This is a genomic window from Kitasatospora humi, from assembly GCF_020907985.1.
Classification (GTDB): Bacteria; Actinomycetota; Actinomycetes; order Streptomycetales; family Streptomycetaceae; genus Kitasatospora; species Kitasatospora humi.
This window is the reverse complement of record NZ_JAJJPA010000004.1, coordinates 75,921-97,780: the sequence shown is the minus strand read 5'-3', so window position 1 is coordinate 97,780 and position 21,860 is coordinate 75,921. Positions and strand designations below refer to the sequence as shown.

The 21,860-nt window shown below is 75.6% G+C and carries 17 protein-coding genes; 11 read left to right on the top strand and 6 right to left on the bottom strand.

What is annotated here, in order from left to right:
- The first annotated feature begins 75 nt into the window (after positions 1–75).
- Positions 76–2,529, top strand: coding sequence for an HAD-IC family P-type ATPase (locus LN042_RS06100; protein WP_230049185.1), 2,454 nt, complete (start codon positions 76–78; stop codon positions 2,527–2,529).
- On the opposite strand, the gene LN042_RS06095 is transcribed toward LN042_RS06100, so the two are convergent.
- The 3 genes from LN042_RS06095 to LN042_RS06085 form a co-directional block, all read right to left on the bottom strand.
- Positions 2,465–3,100, bottom strand: coding sequence for a flavodoxin family protein (locus LN042_RS06095; protein WP_230049183.1), 636 nt, complete (start codon positions 3,098–3,100; stop codon positions 2,465–2,467). The two genes, LN042_RS06100 and LN042_RS06095, sit on opposite strands and share 65 nt — an antisense overlap.
- Before the next feature lie 33 nt (positions 3,101–3,133).
- Positions 3,134–6,481, bottom strand: coding sequence for a sacsin N-terminal ATP-binding-like domain-containing protein (locus LN042_RS06090; protein WP_230049181.1), 3,348 nt, complete (start codon positions 6,479–6,481; stop codon positions 3,134–3,136).
- A gap of 132 nt (positions 6,482–6,613) precedes the next feature.
- Positions 6,614–7,495 carry a DUF3027 domain-containing protein gene (locus LN042_RS06085; RefSeq protein WP_230049179.1) on the bottom strand — a complete coding sequence of 294 codons (882 nt, stop codon included), beginning with the start codon at positions 7,493–7,495 and terminating at the stop codon, positions 6,614–6,616.
- Positions 7,496–8,137: 642 nt separating this feature from the next.
- On the opposite strand from LN042_RS06085, the gene LN042_RS06080 reads away from it, so the two are divergent.
- The 4 genes from LN042_RS06080 to LN042_RS06065 are packed head-to-tail and all read left to right on the top strand — an operon-like array spanning position 8,138 to position 11,705.
- Positions 8,138–9,553, top strand: a complete 1,416-nt coding sequence (locus tag LN042_RS06080) for an MFS transporter (protein ID WP_249800710.1) — start codon at positions 8,138–8,140, stop codon at positions 9,551–9,553.
- Positions 9,554–9,579: 26 nt separating this feature from the next.
- Positions 9,580–10,161, top strand: a complete 582-nt coding sequence (locus LN042_RS06075) for a hypothetical protein (protein WP_230049177.1) — start codon at positions 9,580–9,582, stop codon at positions 10,159–10,161.
- Positions 10,158–10,829, top strand: coding sequence for a futalosine hydrolase (locus LN042_RS06070; protein WP_230049175.1), 672 nt, complete (start codon positions 10,158–10,160; stop codon positions 10,827–10,829). Before LN042_RS06075 ends, LN042_RS06070 begins: the two co-directional genes overlap by 4 nt.
- Positions 10,830–10,856: 27 nt before the next feature.
- Positions 10,857–11,705 (top strand): 1,4-dihydroxy-6-naphtoate synthase, encoded by an 849-nt coding sequence (locus tag LN042_RS06065; RefSeq protein ID WP_230049173.1) that lies wholly within the window; start codon positions 10,857–10,859, stop codon positions 11,703–11,705.
- Positions 11,706–11,849: 144 nt separating this feature from the next.
- On the opposite strand, the gene LN042_RS37170 is transcribed toward LN042_RS06065, so the two are convergent.
- On the bottom strand, positions 11,850–12,233 hold the full coding sequence (locus LN042_RS37170) for a cold-shock protein (RefSeq protein ID WP_283843581.1): 384 nt from the start codon (positions 12,231–12,233) through the stop codon (positions 11,850–11,852).
- Between the two features lie 481 nt (positions 12,234–12,714).
- On the opposite strand from LN042_RS37170, the gene LN042_RS06055 reads away from it, so the two are divergent.
- Positions 12,715–12,984 carry a hypothetical protein gene (locus LN042_RS06055; RefSeq protein ID WP_230049171.1) on the top strand — a complete coding sequence of 90 codons (270 nt, stop codon included), beginning with the start codon at positions 12,715–12,717 and terminating at the stop codon, positions 12,982–12,984.
- Here LN042_RS06055 and LN042_RS06050 read toward each other — a convergent pair.
- Complete coding sequence (locus tag LN042_RS06050; protein WP_230049169.1) at positions 12,951–13,580, bottom strand: HAD family hydrolase; 630 nt, start codon at positions 13,578–13,580, stop codon at positions 12,951–12,953. The genes LN042_RS06055 and LN042_RS06050 overlap by 34 nt on opposite strands.
- A gap of 307 nt (positions 13,581–13,887) precedes the next feature.
- Here LN042_RS06050 and LN042_RS06045 point away from each other — a divergent pair, with 307 nt between their 5' ends.
- Positions 13,888–14,772, top strand: a complete 885-nt coding sequence (locus LN042_RS06045; protein WP_230049167.1) for a methyltransferase domain-containing protein — start codon at positions 13,888–13,890, stop codon at positions 14,770–14,772.
- Positions 14,773–14,778: 6 nt separating this feature from the next.
- Here LN042_RS06045 and LN042_RS06040 read toward each other — a convergent pair whose 3' ends face one another.
- Complete coding sequence (locus LN042_RS06040) at positions 14,779–15,618, bottom strand: hypothetical protein (protein WP_230049165.1); 840 nt, start codon at positions 15,616–15,618, stop codon at positions 14,779–14,781.
- A 171-nt stretch (positions 15,619–15,789) separates the two neighbouring features.
- On the opposite strand from LN042_RS06040, the gene LN042_RS06035 reads away from it, so the two are divergent.
- From LN042_RS06035 to LN042_RS06020, 4 genes are all read left to right on the top strand, one after another.
- Entirely contained in the window at positions 15,790–18,282 is a 2,493-nt protein-coding gene (locus tag LN042_RS06035; protein WP_230049163.1) for a helicase-associated domain-containing protein, read from the top strand.
- 10 nt (positions 18,283–18,292) lie between these two features.
- Positions 18,293–19,015: a peptidoglycan editing factor PgeF gene (pgeF, locus tag LN042_RS06030; protein WP_230049161.1), complete on the top strand. Its 723-nt coding sequence runs from the start codon at positions 18,293–18,295 to the stop codon at positions 19,013–19,015.
- 36 nt (positions 19,016–19,051) lie between these two features.
- Complete coding sequence (locus LN042_RS37165) at positions 19,052–21,088, top strand: glycosyl hydrolase (RefSeq protein WP_283843580.1); 2,037 nt, start codon at positions 19,052–19,054, stop codon at positions 21,086–21,088.
- A gap of 166 nt (positions 21,089–21,254) precedes the next feature.
- Entirely contained in the window at positions 21,255–21,854 is a 600-nt protein-coding gene (locus LN042_RS06020; RefSeq protein ID WP_230049160.1) for an antibiotic biosynthesis monooxygenase family protein, read from the top strand.
- Positions 21,855–21,860 lie beyond the last annotated feature (6 nt).

Sequence of the window (21,860 nt, the reverse complement as noted above, 5' to 3'; positions counted from 1 at the left end):
CCCCCTCCTTCCGGCCGCTCGACACCACCCCATAGGAGGACGCACCGGACATTTGCCGCACGTAGAGTCGGTGCCATGACCCACCCCTCGGAGCAGCGCGCCGCCCGCACCCCCGCCGCCGGCCCGGCCGCCGCCCGGCACTGCGGGCTGAGCGCCGCCGAGGTCGCCGAGCGGGTGGCCCGCGGCCAGGTCAACGACGTGCCGGTCCGGTCCAGCCGGTCCGTCCGGGAGATCGTCCGGGCCAACGTCCTCACCCGGTTCAACGCGATCATCGGCGTGCTGTTCGCGATCATCCTGGTGGTCGGGCCGATCCAGGACGGGCTGTTCGGTCTGGTGATCGTGGCCAACACGGCGATCGGGATCGTCCAGGAGATCCGCGCCAAGCGCACCCTGGACAGCCTGGCGCTGGTCGGCGAGGCCCGCCCGTCGGTGCGTCGGGACGGGCGGGCCGGGCAGCTCCCGGTCGCCGGGATCGTGTTGGACGACACCGTGCTGCTCGGCATCGGCGACAAGGTGGTGGTGGACGGCGAGGTCGTCGAGGCGGACGGTCTGGAGATCGACGAGTCGCTGCTCACCGGCGAGCCCGATCCGGTGCTCAAGCAGCCGGGCGACCAGGTGATGTCCGGCAGCTTCGTGGTGGCCGGCGCCGGCGCCTTCACCGCCACCAAGGTCGGCCGCGAGGCCTACGCCGCCCAACTGGCCGAGCAGGCCAGCCGGTTCACCCTGGTCACGTCCGAGCTGCGCAGCGGCATCGACACCATCCTGCGGTACGTCACCTATCTGCTGGTCCCCACCGCGATCGGCCTGGTGATCAGCCAGTGGGCGGTGCGGGGCAACGACTGGCGGGAGGCGGTGCGGCGCACGGTGGCCGGCATCGTGCCGATGGTGCCGGAGGGTCTGGTGCTGCTCACCTCGGTGGCCTTCGCGATCGGCGTGGTCCGGCTGGGCCGCAAGCAGTGCCTGGTGCAGGAGCTGCCCGCGATCGAGGGCCTGGCCCGGGTGGACACGGTCTGCCTGGACAAGACCGGCACCCTCACCGAGGGCGGGATGGACGTGCTGGAGCTGCGCCCGCTGGCGCCCGAAGCGGCCGACGGGGCGGTGCTGCGGCAGGCGCTGGGTGTTCTGGCGAGCGCGGACACCCGGCCCAACGCCAGCATGCAGGCGGTGATCGACGCCTTCGGCGAGGCCGGGCCCGAACGGGAGCGCTGGCGGCTGCTGGAGGCGGTGCCGTTCTCCTCGGCGCGCAAGTGGAGCGGGGCGCGGCTGCTGGAGCCGGGCGGCGGCGAGGGCAGCTGGCTGCTCGGCGCACCGGACGTGCTGCTGCCGGCGGGCGATCCGGCGCTGGGGCAGGTGGACGAACTGGGTGCGCAGGGCCTGCGGGTGCTGCTGCTGGGCCGCTCCCCCGTGCCGCTGGACGCCCCCGACCCGGCGAAGGAGCTGCGGCCGCTGGCCCTGGTGGTGCTCAAGCAGCGGGTGCGGGCGGACGCGGCCGACACCCTGCGGTACTTCGAGCAGCAGCGGGTCGAGGCCAAGGTGATCTCCGGGGACAGCGCCGTCTCGGTCGGCGCGGTGGCCGCGAGCCTGGCCCTGCCCAGGGCCGATCAGCCGGTGGACGCCCGCACGCTGCCCGCCGAACCGGCCGCGTTCGCCGACACCGCGGAGCGCACCAGTGTCTTCGGCCGGGTGACCCCGCAGCAGAAGCGCCGGCTGGTCGGCGCCCTGCAGTCACGCGGCCGCACCGTGGCGATGACCGGTGACGGCGTCAACGACGTGCTGGCGCTCAAGGACGCGGACATCGGCGTGGCGATGGGCTCCGGCAGCGACGCCACCCGGGCGGTGGCGCAGATCGTGCTGCTCGACGACCGGTTCGCCACGCTGCCGATGGTGGTGGCCGAGGGGCGCCGGGTGATCGGCAACATCGAACGGGTGGCCGGGCTGTTCCTGGTGAAGACGGTGTACGCGGTGCTGCTGGCGCTGCTGGTGGTCTTCACCCAGCTCCCGTACCCGTTCCTGCCCCGGCACTCCACCCTGCTGAGCAGCCTGACCATCGGCATCCCGGCGTTCTTCCTGGCCCTGGAGCCCAACCAGGAGCGGGCCCGGCCTGGGTTCGTCCGCCGGGTGCTGCGGATCGCGGTGCCCGGCGGTCTGATCGCCGGGACGGCCACCTTCAGCGCCTACGCCCTGGCCCGGGCCGACCATGCCACCGACCTCAAGGCCGACACCAGCGTGGCCACCCTGACGCTCTTCCTGGTCGCCCTCTGGGTGCTGGCGATCGTGGCCAGGCCGTACACCTGGTGGCGGCTGCTGCTGATCGGCGCGATGGCCGGGGCCTTCGCCCTGGTGCTGCTGATCCCCTGGCTGTCGCACTTCTTCGAGCTCCAGCTGGTCGGCTACCGCGACCCCTGGGCGGGGGTCGCGGTAGCGCTGACCGCCGGAGTGCTGCTGGAGGTGGCCTGGCGGTTCGTCAGGCGCGGGTCGCGCCTGAAGGCGCGGCAGCAGTCGGCCGAGCACCCCCCGCTACCGCGCTGAAGAAGCCCTCCGCCCGCGCCATCGCGCCCTCGTCCTCGACCACCCGGCCCGGCTGGTTGGCGTAGCCGAGCAGGGCGCCGCCCCAGCGCATCTCCAGGTACTCGCCGCTCAGCCGCAGGGTGGTCACCAGCGCGTCCGAGGCGGCCGGGTCCTCGGTGGAGCCGGCACTGACCGCCCAGAGCCCCTTGCCGGCCATCCGGGCCCGGAAGTCGTAGCCCGGCACCCGCATCCAGCCGGCCCAGTAGTCCAGGTAGAGCTTGGCGTCGGCGGAGACGGAGTACCAGTAGAGCGGGGAGGCGATCACCAGGTCGGTGGCGGCCAGGGTGGCCTCCAGCAGGGTCCGCTCGTGGCCCTCGGGCTGCGGGTAGGTCCCCTCGCCGTCGTGCCGCCGGTCGACGAACGGCGCCAGCGGCAGCTCGCTCAGCCGCAGCCAGCGCTGCTCGGTGCCGGCGGGCAGCTGTTCGGCCGCCCGCCGGGCGAGCAGTTCGGTGTTGCCGTCCCGCCGGCTGCTCGCCAGCAGGAAGAGGAAACTGCGCTGAGCGGTGTCGTTCACGGGCGCGTCGTCGATCATGAACGACACCCTAGGCACGCCCCCGACGGGCTGTCACCCCTCGAAGTCGCGGGCCGCCGAGAGCTCGTAGGCGCGGTCCGGCTCGGTGAGCGCGGCCAGCACCTCGAAGCGGCGGTGCCACTGCCCCACCGACCAGGCCAGCCCGGCCGCCAGGCCCTCGGGGGTGGCGGCGTGCAGCAGGCCCGGCACCGGCGGCACCTCGAACTCGGCGTCGGTTTCGGCCTCCGGGTCCTCCGGGTCGTACGGCAGCTCCGGGCTGGGCGCCGCCGCGTCCCAGCGCCAGTCGACGGCCGCCTCCGAACCGTCCGGGCCGACCACCAGCAGTTCCTCGTGCTCCTCGTAGGCCACCGGGCAGCCGGGCAGCAGTTCCCGGACGAACGGGGACACCCGGTGCAGGGTGCCCTCCGAGAGCACCCGGCCGCCGGCGATCTCGCTGGCCAGCGAGACGTGCAGCCGCTCGGCCAGCACCGGCGCCAGCGCGGGCGCCACCGGCACCAGCGGGTACGGGTGGAGCAGCGCCACCAGGTCGGGCGCGTCGGCCACCACCGCCTCGGTGGCGTCCACCACCACGGTGTGCGCCGGACGGCGCCCGGTCTCCGGATCCAGTGGCGGCAGCGCCCGCACCACCTCCAGCGGCTCCGCGTCGAACACCTCGACCCGGGCCAACGAGGAGTGGATGCCGTGGAGTTGGCGGTGCGACACCTCGCTGGCGGGGTCGGTGAGCCGGTCGAGCAGCTCCTCCGGGCCGTGCGGCTCGGCGAGCAGCGCGGCCAGCGTGGTGCGCACCCCGAGGGCGTGCAGGAACTCCGCGTCCAGCGTGGTGCGGGCCTCGTCGTAGAGGCCGCGCAGCAGCCAGTCGGCCCCGGCGGCGCGCAGCCCGGCGGGCTCCCGCCCGTCCAGCACCGGGTGGTCGCGCAGCCACCACGCGGTGTACGGCGGCAGGTCGGCGTACCGCCCGTCCGGCAGCAGCGCCCGCACCGGCGCCACCACCGCGTCCCGGTAGGGCGGCCGGGCCAGCACGGCCAGTGCCTCGGGCCAGGCCTGGTCGTCCACCAGGTCCAAGTCCCGCACCACCAGCAGCTCGCCGGCCACCGGCGGCACCCCCAGCTCGGCCTGGTCCGCGTGGAGCCCCTCGACGACCTCCTCGCACCAGTCGGCGAGCCCGTCCGGCGCCTCGTCCAGCAGCCCGGTCGGATGCCCGCCGACCGCGCGGTCGGCGGGCGCGGTCGGGTCCAGCCGCTCCAGGTCGTCCGGGTCGAGCACCGCGTCCTCGGCGCGGACCAGCACGAAGTCGGCGAGCACTCCGACGGCGGCCAGCACCTCGGGGCCCCAGCGGTCCAGCAGGTCCTCGTCCACGAACGGGGCGTCATCGGGCCGGGCCAGCTGGGCGAACCGGCTGTCCGGCAGCAGGAGTTCACCGGCCCGGGCCAGCTCGCCCTCGTCGTCCGGCAGCGCCAGCCGGGCCAGCCAGGGGTGGTCCCCGGGCTGGGCGCCGGCCGCCTTGACCAGGCCGAGCACGGCGTCCGCCAGGTCCACGGCGGCGTCGAAGTCCTCCTCGCCGACGTCCAGCGAGCGCGCCACGGCGGCCCGCACCTCGGGGGTGGCCAGGATCCCGGTGGGGGTGGCGGTGGTGGCGCCCAGCTTGGCCAGCAGCGGGTGCGCCGCCTCCGGGTGAGCCAGCCGCAGGTCGAACAGCTCCAACGCCTCGGCCAGCGACTGCGGGTAGTCGGGGAAGCCCGCCCAGTCGGCGTCGTCCGAGGGCAGCAGCACCCGGCGCGGGCCGGTCAGCATCCGCCCCGTCGCCAGCGGCACCGGCAGCGCGCCCAGCGCCTCCGGATCGGCACCGGCCAGCGCCCCGTAGAGGCTGCGCCACCAGGCCGGATCCCGCTCCAGGCCGCCGAGTTGGTCGACCACCTCGGCCAGCGGCAGCCGGCGCACCTGGAGGGCGCGCAGCTCCGGGCGGCGCTCCAGGCCGGCCGGCAGCAGGCCCGGGAAGATCGGTGCCAGCGCCTCGACCACCGAGCGGTCGGCGCCCTCCAGCAGGGTGGCGTCGACCGGGCGCAGCGCCGGCCTGGCCTCGTCGACGGCGGACGGGTCGACGGCGGCCGGGTGCGGCAGGAACGGGGTCTGCGGCAGCCGGGCCAGCACGCCGGTGCGCAGCGCGTTGTCCAGCGCGCCCTGGCCGAGCGGGCCCGGCACCAGGGAGAGCGAGCCGAGGTCGGCGCCGCGGGCCCGGAGCAGCTGGGCGTAGGCGTCGGCGGCCCGCTCGGTGAGGAAGTCGGTGAGCGGGCCGGGGGCCACGTGCCGGCGGGTGGAGTCCAGCGGGTAGGAGGCGATCAGCAGCGCGGGGATGCCCAGCGGCTCCTCGCTCGGGGTGGGCGCGTGCACCACCGGCGCCACCGGGAGCGGCGCGGGGGCGCCGTCGGCGGTGACCGGGACGGCCCAGGTGACGGTCCAGTACGGGCGGGAGCGCTCCTCCACCGGACGGTCCGCCAGCAGCTCCGGGTCGAGCGCGCCGGTGGCGGTGACGGTCTGCCAGCGGGACTGCTCGCCCCCCTCCCCGTTCCGGCCGGCCTCGCCGGTCCGGTCGGTGATGACGACCTCGGCCAGCCCGGCCTCGGTGCGCTCGGCGGCGGCCCGGGTGAGGGTGCGCACGGTGCCGTCCGGGGTCTCCACCACCAGCTCGCCGAGGCCCGGCAGGGTGAGCAGCAGGGCGTCGTCGACGCCGTCCAGCAGGCTGCGGGTGAGGTCCTCGGCCGCGCCGTCGCGCAGCGGCAGCAGCACCACGGTGTCGTAGCCGACCGGCGGTTCGCCGGCGGCCGCGAACGGCAGCCGCAGCAACGGGAGATGGCCGCCACGGCGACGCAACTCCTCGGCCAGTTCGGGCTGTTGGGCAGCCTGCTGGTCGATGAGCTCACGGGCCTCGGCGAGCGACCAGCGCACCCCGCCGGCGTGGCCGACGATGGCCGGCTCGTCGCTGACGGCGAGCACGGCGGCGAAGCCGACGCCGAACCGACCCACCGTCATGGTGACGTCGGAGCGCTTGGAGGAGGCCCGCAGGGTGGCCAGCGACTCGACGGCGGCGGCGTCCAGCGGGGCACCGGTGTTGGCGGCGGCCAGCACGCCGTCGCGCAGCGCCAGCCGCAACCGGCCCGGACCGCGGCCGGCCCGCGCGGCGGCGTCGGCGGCGTTCTGCGCCAACTCGATGATCAGGCGGTCCCGGTAGCCGCCGAGGGCCAGCTCCTCCTCGGCGTTGGCGTCCTCCCGGAACCGGGCCGGGGAGGCCGTCCAGGCGTCCAACACCCGGTTCCGCAGCTCGGCCGTGCCGAACGGGTCGCCGATCTGCTCATCACTGCCGCCACCGATGATGCGAGGCTCCACTGGACCCGCCGCCTTCCCCGTCTGTCACACCGGACACTGCTACGGGGGGCATTCTCTCGCGTTTCGCCGACAGACCGCGCCGGTGCCCCACCCGGGCCCAGCGGACGTGGACCCGGGCGGCTCAGGCGCTGGTCAGGAGTGGCCCAGCTCCTCGGCCGGGGCGTCGGGCTCGACCGAGCCGCCGGCCCGGTCGGGGTGCAGGTGCAGCGGCTCGACGACGGTCTCGTCCAGGATCAGCTCGGCCGGCACCGGCGGGGCCGGCAGCACCGCGGCCTCGGAGTGCCCGCCGCAGCCGTAGGCGAGCGAGACGATCTGGCCGTCGGCCGGGCCGAACTCGTTGCCGCAGACGCCGAACGCCTGGCCCAGCGAGCCGCCGATCGGGATCAGGAAGCCGCAGCTGGTGCAGGTGGCGGGCGCCGACTGGGCCATCGGGGTCTGCGGGCCGTGGGTCTTCTCCCAGCGGTCCGCGGCCAGGTGCAGGCCGAGCCGGGAGAGCACCCGGGGGCGGTTCATGCCGAGCTCGTCGGCGACCGCGCCGATCTGCGCGCGGGCCGGCGCCGGCTGCACGTGCGGGTCGCTCACCACGAGGTCGTCCTCGCGGTCGAAGAGGGCGGCGCTGGGGGCGGCCGGCTCGTCGTCGCCGGTCCAGCCCGGCTCCAGGCGCAGGTCGTCCGCGTCGGTCGGGAGCAGGTCGCCGGGGCCCAGGTCGCCCGGGCGCAGCCGCTCGCTCCACGGCACCCACTCCGGGGCCAGCACCGCGTCCGGGCCGGGCAGCAGCACGACCTCGTCGAGGGTGACCACCTTGGCGCGCGGCGCGCGGGCCACGGTCACCGCCCAGTGCCAGCCGCGGTAGGCCGGGTCCAGGCATTCGAAGGTGTGGGTGACCACCCGCTCGGCCTCGGCGCGCGCCGCCAGGTGCTCGCCGACGACCTCGGCGCCGACCGACTCGACCGCTGCCTGCCTGGCGAGTTCGACGGCCTCGGCACAGAGCCGGTCTGGGGTACGGCTTCGCATCGCAGCACTCACGGCGTCGGTTCTCTCCAGTCTTCTTACCTGCAGCCTAGTCGCCCGGTCGCTCGCCCGGGCCGTTCTGAACCGTCCGGGGCCGCCGGGCCGGTCGCGGTCATCGGCCGGTCAGAACCGGCTCACCGCCCTATTCTGCGTGACCCGGAGCCCTGCGGGGACCGGCCGCGCCGCCGCCGGCTCCGGCCGAGGCAGACGCGCGCGGTCCGGCGCAGCGGCACGCGGACAGCAGGCTACCCGTCAAGAAGGGCTCGGCGACAGCCCGGCGAACCGGACCGGCGGCCACCGCGCCGACCCGGCCGCGCCGCGCGGGGCCAATGCCCCGCAGCTGTCCGGTTCGTCGGGCAGGATGGCGGTGTGACGGACGACAACCCGTCGCAGCACGCCCGGTCCACCGCCGGGTCGAGCGGTGCGGACCCGAAGGACCCGCCACCGGCCGACCGGACGGCGGCGCAGGCGGGCGGTGTGCCGGGACAGCAGTCGGCGGTCCCCGCCGCGGAGGACGGTCCGCGGCCGGCGGCCGATGCGGCGCTGCGCGAAGACCTTCCGGCGCCGCCGGAGCCCGCGCCGCCCTGGCGGCCCAGGGCGCCCGAGACGGCTCCCGTGGACACCCGCCCGCGGCGCAACCTGCTGCTGCGCGGCGCCTCGGCCGCCGGGAGCGGCACCGGCAAGGCGGTGCGGTCCACCGGTCGCCGGATCCGCAAGGCCACCTCGGCCCAGGGCGCCGGGGAGTCCGGGCTGGCGAGCCTGATCGAGCTGCACGCGCTGAACTCCTTCGGCGACATGCTGATCACCATCGCGCTGGCCTCCACCATCTTCTTCTCGGTGCCCACCGACGAGGCGCGCGGCCGGGTGGCGCTCTACCTGCTGGTCACCATGGCGCCGTTCGCGGTGCTGGCCCCGGTGATCGGCCCGCTGCTCGACCGGCTGCCGCACGGCCGGCGGGCCGCGATGGCCACGTCGATGCTGGTCCGGGCGGTGCTGGCCTGGTCCATGGCCGGCGCGGTGGTGAGCGGCAGCCTGGCGCTCTATCCGGCGGCGCTGGGCTGCCTGGTCTGCTCCAAGGCGTACGGCGTGGTGCGCAGCGTGGTGGTGCCGCGGCTCAAGCCGGCCCGGGTGACGCTGGTCAAGGCCAACTCCCGGGTGACCCTGGCCGGGCTGCTGGCCACCGGGCTGGCCGCCGGGGTGGGCGGGCTGCTGCACCTGCTCGGCCCGGGCTGGCCGCTGCGCGGCGCCTTCGTGGTCTTCCTGATCGGCGCCCTGATGGCGTTCCACCTGCCGCACCAGGTGGACTCGGCCAAGGGCGAGCAGCGCGCGGTGCTGCACGCCGAGCCCGACCCGGCGGCCACCGACGAGCAGCGCGCCGTGTCGCGCGCCGAGCCCGACCCGGCGGCCACCGACGAGCGGTGGCCGGCCACCGGGCGGCAGCCGGCGGCCGGCCGGGCCACCGGCAAGCTGCGCACGGTCGGCCCCGCCGTGGTGCTCGGGCTGCGCGCGGTGGCCTCGCTGCGCTGGCTGACCGGCTTCCTCACCCTCTTCCTCGCCTTCCTGCTGCGGGTCGCCCCGGTCGGCGGGCTCTCCCCGACGCAGTCGCTGGCCCTGCTGGCGGTGGCGGCCGGCGGCGGCAACGCGCTCGGCTCGGTGTTCGGCTCCTGGCTGCGTGCCCGGGGCTCGGAGACGATCATCACCACGATGCTGGTGCCGGCCACCGCCGCCGCGGTGGCCAGCACGGTCTGGTACGGCCTGGGCACCGTGATGCTGGTGGCCGCGGTGGCGGGCATCGCCGCCTCGCTGGCCAAGCTGGCACTGGACGCGCTGATCCAGCGCGACGTGCCGGAGACGGTCCGCACCTCGACCTTCGCCCGTTCGGAGACCCTGATGCAGCTGTGCTGGGTGATCGGCGGCACGGTCGGCATCCTGCTGCCGCTGGACGGCACGCTGGGGCTCGCGGTGGCCACCGGGGTGCTCGCCGTGGCCATGGTGTGGACGCTGGTGAGCCTGAAGCGGCTCGGTGCTCGCCGTGGCGCACCGCACCCCCGCGTCGCGTGAGCGGCGGAGTTGGATAGCCTTCGTCCATGAGTCTCGACAACCGTGTCATCGCCGCCCTCGGCGCCGTGGTCGTGATCGGCGCCGGCACGCTCGGCGGGTCCATCGCGTACGCCTCCAGCCAGACCGAGCCGCTGTCCACCCAGGCGACCGTCACCGTCGGCCGCGATTCCCAGCGCTTCGAGCCGTCCTGCTACAACGGCGGGAAGCCGCTGGACGACGCCGCCAACCAGGCGTGCCAGAACCTCCTCAACGACCCGTCCAAGTTCAAGTCGGTCGACATCAGCAGCGTCGACCGGATCGGCGTCGGGGTGGACCTCAACACCGCCAAGAACGGCTGGCGGGCCTACACCAACGGCGGCGGCGGCCAGGGCAGCGCCTCGATCGCGGCGTACCAGAAGGACAACACCTTCTCCGGGCTGGTCCCGGCGGTCGACGTGCTGACCCAGGAGCGGGACACCACCCTGACCGTGGTCGAGTTCGACCCGAACACCGCCAACACGGCCAAGCCGGGCGTCCTCGCCGTCTGGTTCGTCAACCTGCGGAACAACGCGGCGCCGGTCGGCACCCAGTCGCAGGACACCCCCCAGGGCCAGACCCAGGGCCAGTGACCCCGCCGCACCGCGCCGCCGAGCAGCCGACCCACGCCGGTCGGCTGCTCGTGGTCGTCGCGGTGGGCGCCGAGGCGGAGGCGGTGCTGCGCGGCGCGCCGCCCGGCCGGGTGCTGGTGGTGACCGCCGGGGTCGGCCCGGCCGCCGCCGCCGCGGCCACCGCCTTCGCACTGGCCGCCGAGGCCCATCCGCTGGTGGTCTCGGCCGGCATCGCCGGCGGCTTCGCACCCGCCGCGCCGATCGGCGCCACCGTGGTCGCGGACCGAATCGTCGCCGCCGACCTGGGCGTGCGTACCCCGGACGGCTTCCAGGACGTGGCCGAGCTGGGGTTCGGCAGCGTCGCGCACACCCCGCCGCCGACCGCCGTCGCCCGGGTGGCCGAGGCCCTCGGCGCCGCCGTCGGGCCGGTGCTCACCGTCTCCACCGTCACCGGCAGCGCCGAACGGGCCGCGGAGCTGAGCCGTCGCCACCCGGGCGCGGTGGCCGAGGCGATGGAGGGCTTCGGGGTGGCCGAGGCCGCCGCCCGGCGCGGCGTGCCGGTGCTGGAACTGCGCACCGTCTCCAACCCCGTCGGCCCCCGGGACCGGGCCACCTGGCGGATCGGCGAGGCACTGGGCGCCCTGGAACGGGCCTTCGCGCGCCTGCCGTACGACTCCCTGCTCACCTGACGCACCTGACGTTCGAGGAGGCCCGACGTGGCTGAGCCGCTGCGGATCGCGTACTCGCCCTGCCCCAACGACACCTTCGTCTTCCACGCCTGGACGCACGGCCTGCTCCCCGGTGCCGAGGTGCCCGAGGTGCTGTTCGCCGACATCGACGTGACCAACGGCCTGGCCGAGCGCGGCGAGCTCGACCTGCTCAAGGTGAGCTACGCGGCGCTGCCCTGGCTGCTGGACGAGTACGCGCTGCTGCCCTGCGGCGGAGCACTGGGGCGCGGCTGCGGGCCGTTGGTGCTCACCCGGCCGGAGACCGCCGGGGACCTGACCGGCAGGACCGTGGCGGTGCCCAGCGAGCGGTCCACCGCCTACCTGCTGTTCCGGCTCTGGGCGGCCGGGGCGGTGCCGGGCGGGCTGGGCGAGATCGTGGTGCTGCCGTTCCACGAGATCATGCCGGCGGTGCGGGACGGCAAGGTGGACGCCGGGCTGGTGATCCACGAGGCGCGGTTCACCTACCAGAACTACGGGCTGGTCAAGCTCGCCGACATGGGCGAGGCCTGGGAGGCGGCCACCGGGCTGCCGATCCCGCTGGGCGCGATCATCGCCAAGCGCTCGCTGGGCGCGCCGCGGCTGCGCGAGCTGGCCGCCGCGGTCTCCGCCTCGGTGCGGGCCGCGTGGGACGACCCGGCGGCCTCCCGGGAGTACGTGCTGGCGCACGCGCAGGAGATGGACCCGGCGGTGGCGGACCAGCACATCGCGCTCTACGTGAACGAGTTCACCGCCGAGCTGGGCGAGGACGGCTACGCGGCGGTGCGCGGACTGCTCGACCGGGCGGCGGCACAGGGGCTGGTGCCGCCGGTGGCGCCGGACGCGCTGGCCTTCCCGTAGGACTGGGCCGGCGCGCCCGGCGCCTCGGACGTCGTTGCACGTCCTCGGACGCCGTGTGTTCCTCAAACGCCGTCAGACGTGAGGACACGCCTCAGACGCGGGGAGACGCCTCAGACGTGGGGAACGTCAGACGTCCCCGGCGTCTCAGACGTCGAACTGGTCGGCGACCGCACGCAGGGCCTGGGCCAGCTTCTGGCCGGTCGCCTTGGCCGGGTAGCGGCCGTGCTGCAGGCCCGGCAGGACGGCGTCCAGCATGGTGATCAGGTCCTGCACGATCGGTGCCATGTCGTCGGCGCTGCGGCGCTGGGCCGCGGCCACCGAAGGCAGTGCGTCGAGCAAGGTGACCCCCATCGCCTGCTCGCCGCGGTGCCCCGCGACCACACCGAACTCCACCCGCTGCCCCGGCTTGAGGCTGCTGACTCCGGCGGGCAGCGCCTTGCTGTGGACGAAGACGTCCTCACCGTCGTCCCGCGACAGGAAGCCGAAACCCTTCGTCTCGTTGAACCATTTGACCTGGCCGGTGGGCATCTCGAATGTCCTCGTGTGTGTGAAGGCACCTTGGCGTCGTCGTCAGGGCCTTGGGGGAAAGTGGGGGCGGACCGGGTCGGCCGCGTGGGCGGCGGGGCCGGTGCGCGGCAAGCCGTCAGCGCTGGGGCGGACGGGCAGTCGGGGGTTTCACTCGCACACGACCCAGGGTTTCCGCTGGAGTCTGCCGTGGCGGGCCGGCCAGGGCACGGCACGGCCGGGCGACGGCCGTTCGGCGGTCGTCATGGCACACCCCCTGACTGGAATGCGGGATCGGGTTGACCCCGTGCGACACCTGCATACCCCCGTCACAGGGAGTTCGAAACTCCCTGTCCCCGGCGAACCGCAGCCAGTGACGGCGTCGACATCCGCGCAGGTGACGGGCGGTCAGTTTAGTCGTTCGTAAACCCGCCGGCAGGGATATTCCGGGAGCGCGTGGGAGACTGGGGGCGTCGTGCGCAGATCGGCCGAGAAGGAGTCAGCGGTGCGGGAATCCGGCGAGCGCCTGGTCAAGGCGGGAGCGGTGGTCTTCATCGTCGGGGCGCTGGCCACGGTGGTGACCTTCATCCCGCTGTTCTTCCACCTCACCCCGCTGCCCACCCCGGCCTATTTCGCGAGCATGCTGATGCCGCTGGGCTTCCTGCTGGCGCTGGTCGGCCTGTTCGGTTCGGCCCGGGCGCAGCGGCGCCGGGCCGATGCCGCCGAGCCGGCCGCCGCCGGTCAGTCCACCGGCGCGGGCTCGGCGGCGCGGTAGCCGGCCAGCCAGGCGGGGAACCCGGTCAGGTCGGCCAGCACCACGTCGGCGCCGGCCGCGGCCAACTGCTCGGCGTCGTACGGGCCGGTGGCCACCCCGACCGCGAGCGCACCGCCGGAGCGGGCGCCGACGATGTCGCCCAGGTGGTCGCCGACGTAGACCTGCGCGCCCAGCTCGCGCAGCGCCGCACCCTTGGTCTCCGCCCACAGGTCGCCGACCAGCGCGTCGTAGTCGATGCCGGCGTGCTCCAGGTGCAGCCTGGCGTTGGGCTCGTACTTGCCGGTGATCACCGCGACCCGGCCGCCCGCCCGGTGGACCGCCTCGACCGCCGCCAGCGCGCCGGGCAGCGGCACGGTGGGCGCGAAGGCGTGCTCCCGGTACAGCTCGCGGTAGCGGTCGGCCGCCGCCTCGACGCGCTCGGCCGGGAACCAGTTGGCCAGCTCCACGGTGAGCGGCGGACCCAGCCGGGTCACCACCAGGTCGGCGTCGATGAAGACGCCGGTCTCGGCCGACAGCGCCCGGTGGGTCGACGCGATCCCGGGCCTGGTGTCCAGCAGGGTCATGTCGAGGTCGAAACCGACGGTGAACGCAGACATGCCCTCCACCCTATGCGGGCCCACCACCGGATTCCGGCGATCCGACCGGACGCACTCCGCCTGCCGGCCGCACCGGGCGGGCCGGGCGCGCCGGGCGGGCCGGGTGTTCCGGGCCTGCCAGGCGTAGCGGTTTGCCGGGTGCGCCGGGCGCATCGGGCGGGCCGGATGTGCCGGGTGGACCAGCGGCTCGGGTTCGAGGGGATCGGCCGCACCGGCGCGGACCGGTGCTCGGTCAGCTGCCGATGATGCCGGGCGCCTGGTACCCGACCCTTGTGACGAACGCCACAGCAGGATCACCATGGGCGACATGACGGACACTCAGTTCCGAGGTGGGCCATCCGCCGATCCGGCGGTCGCGGCGCACCGCCGCAAGCAGGCCCTGGCCCACGGCTTCTCGCTCGCCGCCGAGGAGTACGACGCGGCCAACGGCGGATTCTTCAACCCGATCGGCGCCCGGCTGGCGCGACTGGCCGGGCTGCGCCCCGGCGACCGGGTGCTGGACGTGGGCTGCGGGCGGGGCGCGGTGCTGTTCGCCGCGCTCGCCGAGGTCGGGCCGGACGGCTACGTGGTCGGCGTCGACCTGGCCGACGGCATGGTCCGGGCGACCGCCGCGCAGGCCGCCGGGCGGGGGCTGCGCAACGTCCGGGTCCGGGTGGACGACGCGGAGGCGCTGGGCTTCCCGGACCGCTCCTTCGAGGCGGCGCTCTCCTCGTTCGCGGTGATCTTCACGCCGGACCCGGTGGCGGCCCTGGACTCGCTGCACCGGGTGCTGGTGCCGGGCGGGCGGTTCGGCTTCACCGCGTTCGGTGCGGACGCCCCGGGGTGGGAGCGCCCCGGCGCGGCGCTCAACGCGTTCCTGCCGCCGCAACTCGCCCGGCTGCGGCAGAGCAGGGCCGCCCGCTACAACGCGCTGGGCCGCAGCCCCGAGGAGGCCGCCGACCTGCTGCACCGGGCCGGCTTCACCGACGTCCGCAGCCACGAGCACCCGGCGGTCACCCACTACCCGAGCGCCGACGCCTGGTGGCAGGCCCAGCGGGCCGGGGGCTGGCGGGCGGCGCTGGAGGCGATCCCGGCCGCGCGGCTGGACGAGGCCCGGCGGGCGGTGCTGGCCGAGCTGGCGCGGCTGGCCGCGCCCGACGGCAGCCTGCGGCGGCGGACGGCGATCCGCTACACCACCGCGCTGCGGGGCTGACGCCCGCTACGCCCTGCGGCGCCGCATGGCGATCGCCGTGACGAACAGCGCGGTGCCCACCGCCGCGATCCGCAGCACCGCGGGGGCCGCCATCATCGCCGCGTGCGTCATCGGCGAGCCCGAGGCCAGCGGTGCGCCCCAGTTCCCCTGGGCGCGGCCCCAGTACCAGAGCGTCGAGGTGCTCATGGTGACCAGCGGGATGCCGAAGACCGCGAACTTCTTGGTCAGGTCGCCCAGCGCCTTGGAGAGGTAGACCAGGCCCCAGCCGATCAGCAGCACCAGGAACAGCCCGGTCACCGCCCCGCCGACCAGCACCAGGGCGGCCAGCAGCAGCAACGGCGAGGGGCGGCGGCCGGCGAGGAAGGAGCGCTGCCGCGCGGCGGCGGGCTCCTGGGCGTCCGAGCCGTCCCCGGCCGCCGCCTCCTCGGCGGCCGCGCCGGTGCGCTGGCTGGGGATCAGCTTCTTGGTGCCCGCCCCGGGGCCGTCGGCGTCCTCGGGATCGTCCTCGAAGGGGAAGTCGATGGTGACGGCGTCCCACCCGGGGAAGTCCGCCGCCGTGAACGCCCGACCCGCACCGGGCGGCACCGGGACGGACGGCACCGGCACGGACGGCGGGGTGCCCGGCCGCTCCGGGACCGCCGGCCCCGACCCGCGCTGCCGCACCGGCCCTGCGGGCCCGGCGAGGTAGACGCCGTCGTCGGCCGGCTCCCCGGCGCCGCCGTCGAGCGACCGCCCCGGCCCGCCCGCCTGCCACCACTCGCCGCCGGAGAGCCCCCCGGTCAGCCCCGGCGCCCCCGCGCCCGAGGGCTCGTCAACGGGCCCCTGGCCCGTCTGGTCACCCGCCATCGCCCGCCACCCTGTTCCGTGCTCCAGGCCCCGCCGTCCGCTGACGCTACCGACTGACCGCCGCCGTTGCGAGCCCGCCATGCGTCCTCCTCCCGGACCGGCGGTGGGTCGATCCGGCCCGGGTTCGTGCTCCCGCCCCGCCGCACCCCGGCGGCGACTACCCTGGATCGGATGACCACCGAGCCGAACGGACGACCGGGCCGGTCCCGTGCCCGCACCCTCGCCGACGAGCTGCGCGCCGGCACCGACCAGGAGCTCGCCACCCTGCTGCGGCTGCGCCCCGATCTGCTCAACCCGGTGCCCGGCGACCTGACCCAGTTGGTCGCCCGGCTCTCCAGCCGGGCCTCCGCGCTGCGCGCGCTGGAGCGCCTGGACGCCTTCACCCTGCAGGTCGCCGAGGCGCTGGCCGCCGCCCCCGACGGCACCCCGAGCACGGTGCTGCGCGATCTGCTGGCCGGTCCGGCGCGCGGCGTCAAACCGCACCCGGGCGCCGAGCCGGTGGACCGCTCGGCGGTGCTCGCCGCGCTGCCCGGCGCGCTGGCCGCCCTGCGCGAGCGGGCCCTGGTCTGGGGTCCGGACAGCGCCCTGCGCCTGGTGATCGCGGTGCGCGAGGCGCTCGCGCCGACCGCCACCGCCCCCGACGGCACCGGGCTCGGCCCCACCCTGTCCGAAGCCACCCTGGGCATGTCGCCGGCCCGCCTGCAGGAGCTGGTGCACGGCGCCGGGCTGCCCGGGACCCCGGACCCGGTGACCGCCGTCGCCGCGCTCACCGAGCTGCTCACCGACCGCGAGCGGTGCGCCGCGCTGCTCGCCGGGGCCCCGCCGGCCGCGCTCGGGGTGCTGGAGAAGCTGGTCTGGGGCCCGCCCACCGGCACCGTGCCGGACGCGACCCGACCGGTCACCGCCGAGCAGGCGCGCAGTCCGATCGAGTGGCTGCTGGCCCGGGGCCTGCTGCTGCCCTCCGGCCCCGGCACCGTGGTGCTGCCCCGGGAGCTGGCCCTGCACCTGCGCGGCGGGCGGAGCCACCGGCTGGTCGAGCCGGGGCCGCCACCGCTGGTGCCGGGCGCCGAGCGCGATCCACAGGCTGTGGACAACGCGGCGGCCGGGCAGGCCCACACCGCCGTGCAGACCGTCGAAGAGCTGCTGGAGCTGTGGGGCCTGCAGCCGCCGCCGGTGCTGCGGGCCGGCGGCCTGGGCGTGCGCGACCTCAAGCGCACCGCCACCGCCCTCGACCGCACCGAGCCGGAGACCGCCTTCTGGCTGGAAATCGCCTACGGCGCCGGGCTGCTGGCCCCCGACGGCGAGGCCGGCGAGGTGTGGGCCCCCACGCCCGCCTACGACCAGTGGCTGCAGCAGCCGACCGCCGAGCGCTGGACCGCGCTGGTCGGCAGCTGGCTGGCCGCCACCCGGGTGGCCGGGCTGGTCGGCAGCGTGGACGGCAAGGGCAAGGCCCGCCCGGCACTCGGCCCCGACCTGGACCGGGTGCTCGCCCCCACCACCCGCCGCGCCGTGCTCAGCCTGCTCGCCACCCTGCCCCCGGGCGGCACGGCGGACGCCGACGCGCTGCTCCCCGTGCTGCGCTGGCACCGCCCGCTGCGCGGCGGCGCCACCGGCCCGGACGGGCGCGACCTGCGCACCCGCCTCACCGGGTTCACGCTGACCGAGGCCGAACTGCTCGGCGTCACCGGCCGCGGCGCGCTCGGCTCCGCCGGGCGAGCCCTGCTGGCCGGCCGGGATCCGGTGCCGGTGCTCACCCCGCTGCTGCCCGAACCGCTGGACCAGGTGATCCTGCAGCCCGACCTGACCGCGATCGCCCCCGGGCCGCTGCTCACCCCGCTGGCCCACGCGCTGGCGCTGTGCGCCGACGTCGAGTCCAAGGGCGGCGCCACCGTCTACCGGTTCAGCCCCGACTCGGTGCGCCGCGCGCTGGACGCCGGCCGCACCGCCGCCGAGCTGCACGGCTTCCTGGCGCAGCACTCCCGCACCGCCGTCCCGCAGCCGCTCGCCTACCTGATCGACGACGTGGCCCGGCGGCACGGCGTGCTCCGGGTCGGCGCCGCCTCGGCCTACCTGCGCTGCGACGACCCGGCGTTGCTGAGCGAGGTGCTGGCCGACCGCCGGGCCGCCGAGCTGCGGCTGCGGCTGCTCGCCCCGACCGTGCTGGCCGCCCAGGCGCTGCCCGACACCGTGCTCTCGGTGCTGCGCGCGATGGGCTACGCGCCGGCCGCCGAATCCGCCGAGGGCGACCTGCTGATCACCCGCCCGGACGCCCACCGCACCCCGCCGCGCACCCCGCCGGTGCCGGTCGCCGACGGCCCGGCCGCCCCGGACGAGGTGCTGCTCGGCGCCGCCGTCAAGGCGATCCGGGCCGGCGACCACGCGGCCACCGCCCAGCGCCGCCAGGCCGTGCCCGGCCCCGCCGCGGCGCGCCAACTCCCGCGCACCGCGGCCGCCGACACCCTGGCGGCGCTGCAGACGGCGGTGCTGCTCGGCGAGCGGATGTGGATCGGCTACGTCAACGCCGAGGGGCTGGCCACCCAGCGGGTGATCGACCCGGTCAAGGTGGAGGGCGGCTTCGTCACGGCCTTCGACCACCACGCCGAGAAGGTCACCACCTTCGCGCTGCACCGGATCACCGGTGTCGCCGAACTGGCCGGCGACTAGGGTGCCTGCCATGGAGTCCCACGAGCTCGCCCCCGGCATCCGCTACGCCGTCACCGACCGGCACGGCGGGGTCAGCCCGCAGCCGTTCGGCAGCCGCAACCTCGGCGGCGCCACCGCCGACGACTACCCGAACGTCCTGGAGAACCGCCGACTGACCGCCCGACAGCTCGGATTGGCTCCGGAGCGGGTGGTCTGGATGCGCCAGGTGCACAGCCCCGACGTGCAGCGGGTGGAGCGCCCGTGGCACGGCGACACCCCGCCGCTGGACGGAGTCTGGACCACCGAGCCCGGCCTCGCCCTGGCCTCGCTGGGCGCCGACTGCGCGGCCGTGCTGCTCGCCGACCCCGTCGCCCGGGTGGTCGGCGCCGCCCACTCCGGTCGGGCCGGCACCCTGACCGGCGTCGCCGTCAACCTGCTCACCGCGATGGCCGGGGCGGGCGCCGAGCCGGCCCGGATGACCGCCCTGATCGGCCCCGCCGCCTGCGGCCGCTGCTACGAGGTCCCGGCCGCGATGCGCGAGGAGGCCGCCGCCGTCCTCCCCGAGACCTTCGCCACCACCCGCCAGGGCACCCCCGCCCTGGACCTGCCCGCCGGCATCGCCGCCCAACTCACCCGCGCCGGCCTCACCGACATCCGCCGCGACCCCCGCTGCACCATCGAGGACCCCGACCTCTTCTCGCACCGCCGCGCCAACCCCACCGGCCGGTTCGCCGCGTACGTCTGGCTGGCCTGACGACGACCGTTCCTGACTGCCTGTTAGGAATGGAGCATGCTTCGCAGACTCCGTACCGCCTTGATATCGGCGGCGCTCGTGCTCCCGCTGCCGGCCGGCGTCGCCGCCCCCGCGGCCGCGGCGACCGCCGCCACCCCGGCCGACCCGCAGGCGACCCCGGCCGCCTCGCAGGAGCTGAACTGGCTGGCGCAACTTCCGAACCGGGCCGACCACCGGGTGCTGTCCGGCTTCTTCGGCGGCTACAGCGGCTCGACCTTCTCCGCCGACGAGAAGGTCGCCTCCCAGCTGAGCACGGTGCGCAGCACCACCGGCCAGACCCCCGGCCTGGTCGCCTGCGACTACGGCGCCGGCTCCACCATCGACACCTCCTGCAACGCCGGCCTGATCGACTGGGCCCGGCAGGGCGGCCTGGTCTCGGTCAGCTTCCACGCGCCCAACCCCGCCCGGCCGGTCGGCGGGCTCTACGTCCACCTGAACGACTTCTCGCAGCTCACCGACCCGACCACGGCCGTCGGCAAGCAGTGGCGGGCCACCCTGGACCAGGTGGCCGCCGGGCTGCAGCAGCTGGCCGCGCAGAACGTCCCGGTGCTGTTCCGACCGCTGCACGAGATGAACTCCACCTACCAGCAGGCCTTCTGGTGGAGCGGTCAGCAGCACGCCGACTTCGTCGCGGTGTGGCGGAACATGTACACCTACCTGACCCAGTCCAAGGGCCTGCACAACCTGATCTGGGTCTACTCCGCGCTCTGCGACACCCCCGACCCGGCCGGCTACTACCCGGGCGCCGCCTACGCCGACGTCGTCGGCCTGGACTGCTACGCGTCCGACCCGGCCGCCGCCCAGGGCTATGACGCGCTGACCGCCCTCGGCAAGCCGTTCGCCTTCGCCGAGATCGGCGCGCCGACCGACAACAACCTCAACCCGCCGGCCGCCGACAAGAACACCTTCGACTTCGGCCAGTGGGCGACCGCGATCCACCACCGCTACCCGGCCACCACCTACTTCCTCTCGTGGAACGACAGCTGGGGCCTCGCCGACCAGACTCCCGCCGGTGCCACGGCCCTGATGAACGACCCGTGGACGGTCAACCTGGGCAACGTCGACCTCGCCGCCACCCCCACCGCCGCCGCCGGACCGCCCGCCCCCGCCGACCCGGTCGACCTGCTCAGCGGCTTCGAGACCGGCACCGAGGGCTGGACCGCCTACCAGCAGCTGAACGGCCCCTGGCAGGTCAACGAGTGGGCCTCGCAGGGCACCCACTCACTCAAGGCGGACGTCAACCTCTCCGCCCAGCGGCAAGTGTTCCTGAACCGCACCGCCAAGACCGACCTCAGCGCCTACGCCTCCATCTCGGCGGCCGCCCGCACCGCCCCCTGGGGCAACCAGGCCGGCGGCACCACCGCCAAGCTCTACGTCCGCACCGGGCCCACCGGCGCCTGGTACGACAGCGGCGCCACCGCGGTCGGCTCCAACGGCGCGATGCTCACCCTGCCGCTGGCCGGCATCCCCGACCTCTCCGACGTCACCGAGATCGGGGTCGACTTCACGCCCGCCCCCGGCGCCACCGGCCAGTCCTCGGTCTACGTGGACGACGTCACCGCGGCCCGTCCCACCGCCCTGCTGGAGGACTTCGAGACCGGCACCGACGGCTGGACCGCCTACCAGCAGCTGAACGGCCCCTGGCAAGTCAAGGAATGGGCCTCGCACGGCAGTTACTCGCTCAAGGCGGACGTGATGCTGGACCAGCAGAAGGAGGCCGTCCTGAACCGGAACTACGGCGGCGCCCGCACCGATCTGAGCGGCCGCCTCACCCTCGCCGCGGACGCCCGCACCGCCCCCTGGGGCAACCAGGCCGGCGGCACCCTCGCCAAGCTCTACATCCGCACCGGCCCGAACTGCGCCTGGTACGACGACCGCGGCCAGTTCGTGGACTCCAACGGCACCCGGCTCTTCCTCAACCTCGCCGGAGTCCCCGACCTCGACCAGGTGTGCGAACTGGGCGTCGACTTCGTCCCCGCCCCCGGCGCCACCGGCCAGTCCTCCGTCTACGTGGACGACGTCACCGTCCGCTGACCGGCCGATCGCCACCCGGCCGGACGGTTCCCCCGCCGGGTGGCCCGCGTCCGACCGGCCGGGGCGCGGAACCCGGCCCCCTACGGTCCGGTAGCCCTTGTGCCCCGGCCGGCCCCGGAGGAGCGTCGTAATCAGGAACACCCACACGCGACGACGGGGAAGTGCCATGTACGTACGCATGACCTATGCGACAGGTGATCCCGCGAAGATCGACGAAGCCATCGACGGGCTGGTCGCCGAGGCCCCCAAGCTGCTGGCGGACCAGCCCGGCTACCGCGGCTTCAGGCTGTTCGCCGACCGGGAGCTCGGCAAACTGGCCACGGCCAGCTGGTGGGAGACCGAGGAGGCCGAGCGGAGCAGTGACGAGCAGCTGGCGGAGCGCCGCGGGCAGCTGCTGGCGCCGTTCGCGGCCAGCGCCGTCACCGAGGTCTGGGAAGTGGCGGCGTACGCGCCGGCGCGGGCGCAGGCCGGCGGTGGACTCCGGCTCGGCCGGCTGGAGTTCGATCCGGCCAAGGTCGACCAGGCGGTCCGGGCCTTCCAGCAGGTGCTGCCGAAGTTCCAGGCGATCCCGGGGAACGCCGGTGCGGCCATGCTCCTCGACCGCGCCCGCGGCCGGGCCGTGGTGGGCACGCTCTGGGCGGACCGCGCGGCGCTGGCCGCCTCCCGCGGGCCGCAGGCGGCCGCTCGCTCCGAGGGCGTCCGGGCCGGCGGGTTCCGGCTGCTGAGCCTGGAGGAGTTCGAGCTGGTGCTCGCCGACTACCGGTAGCGTTCC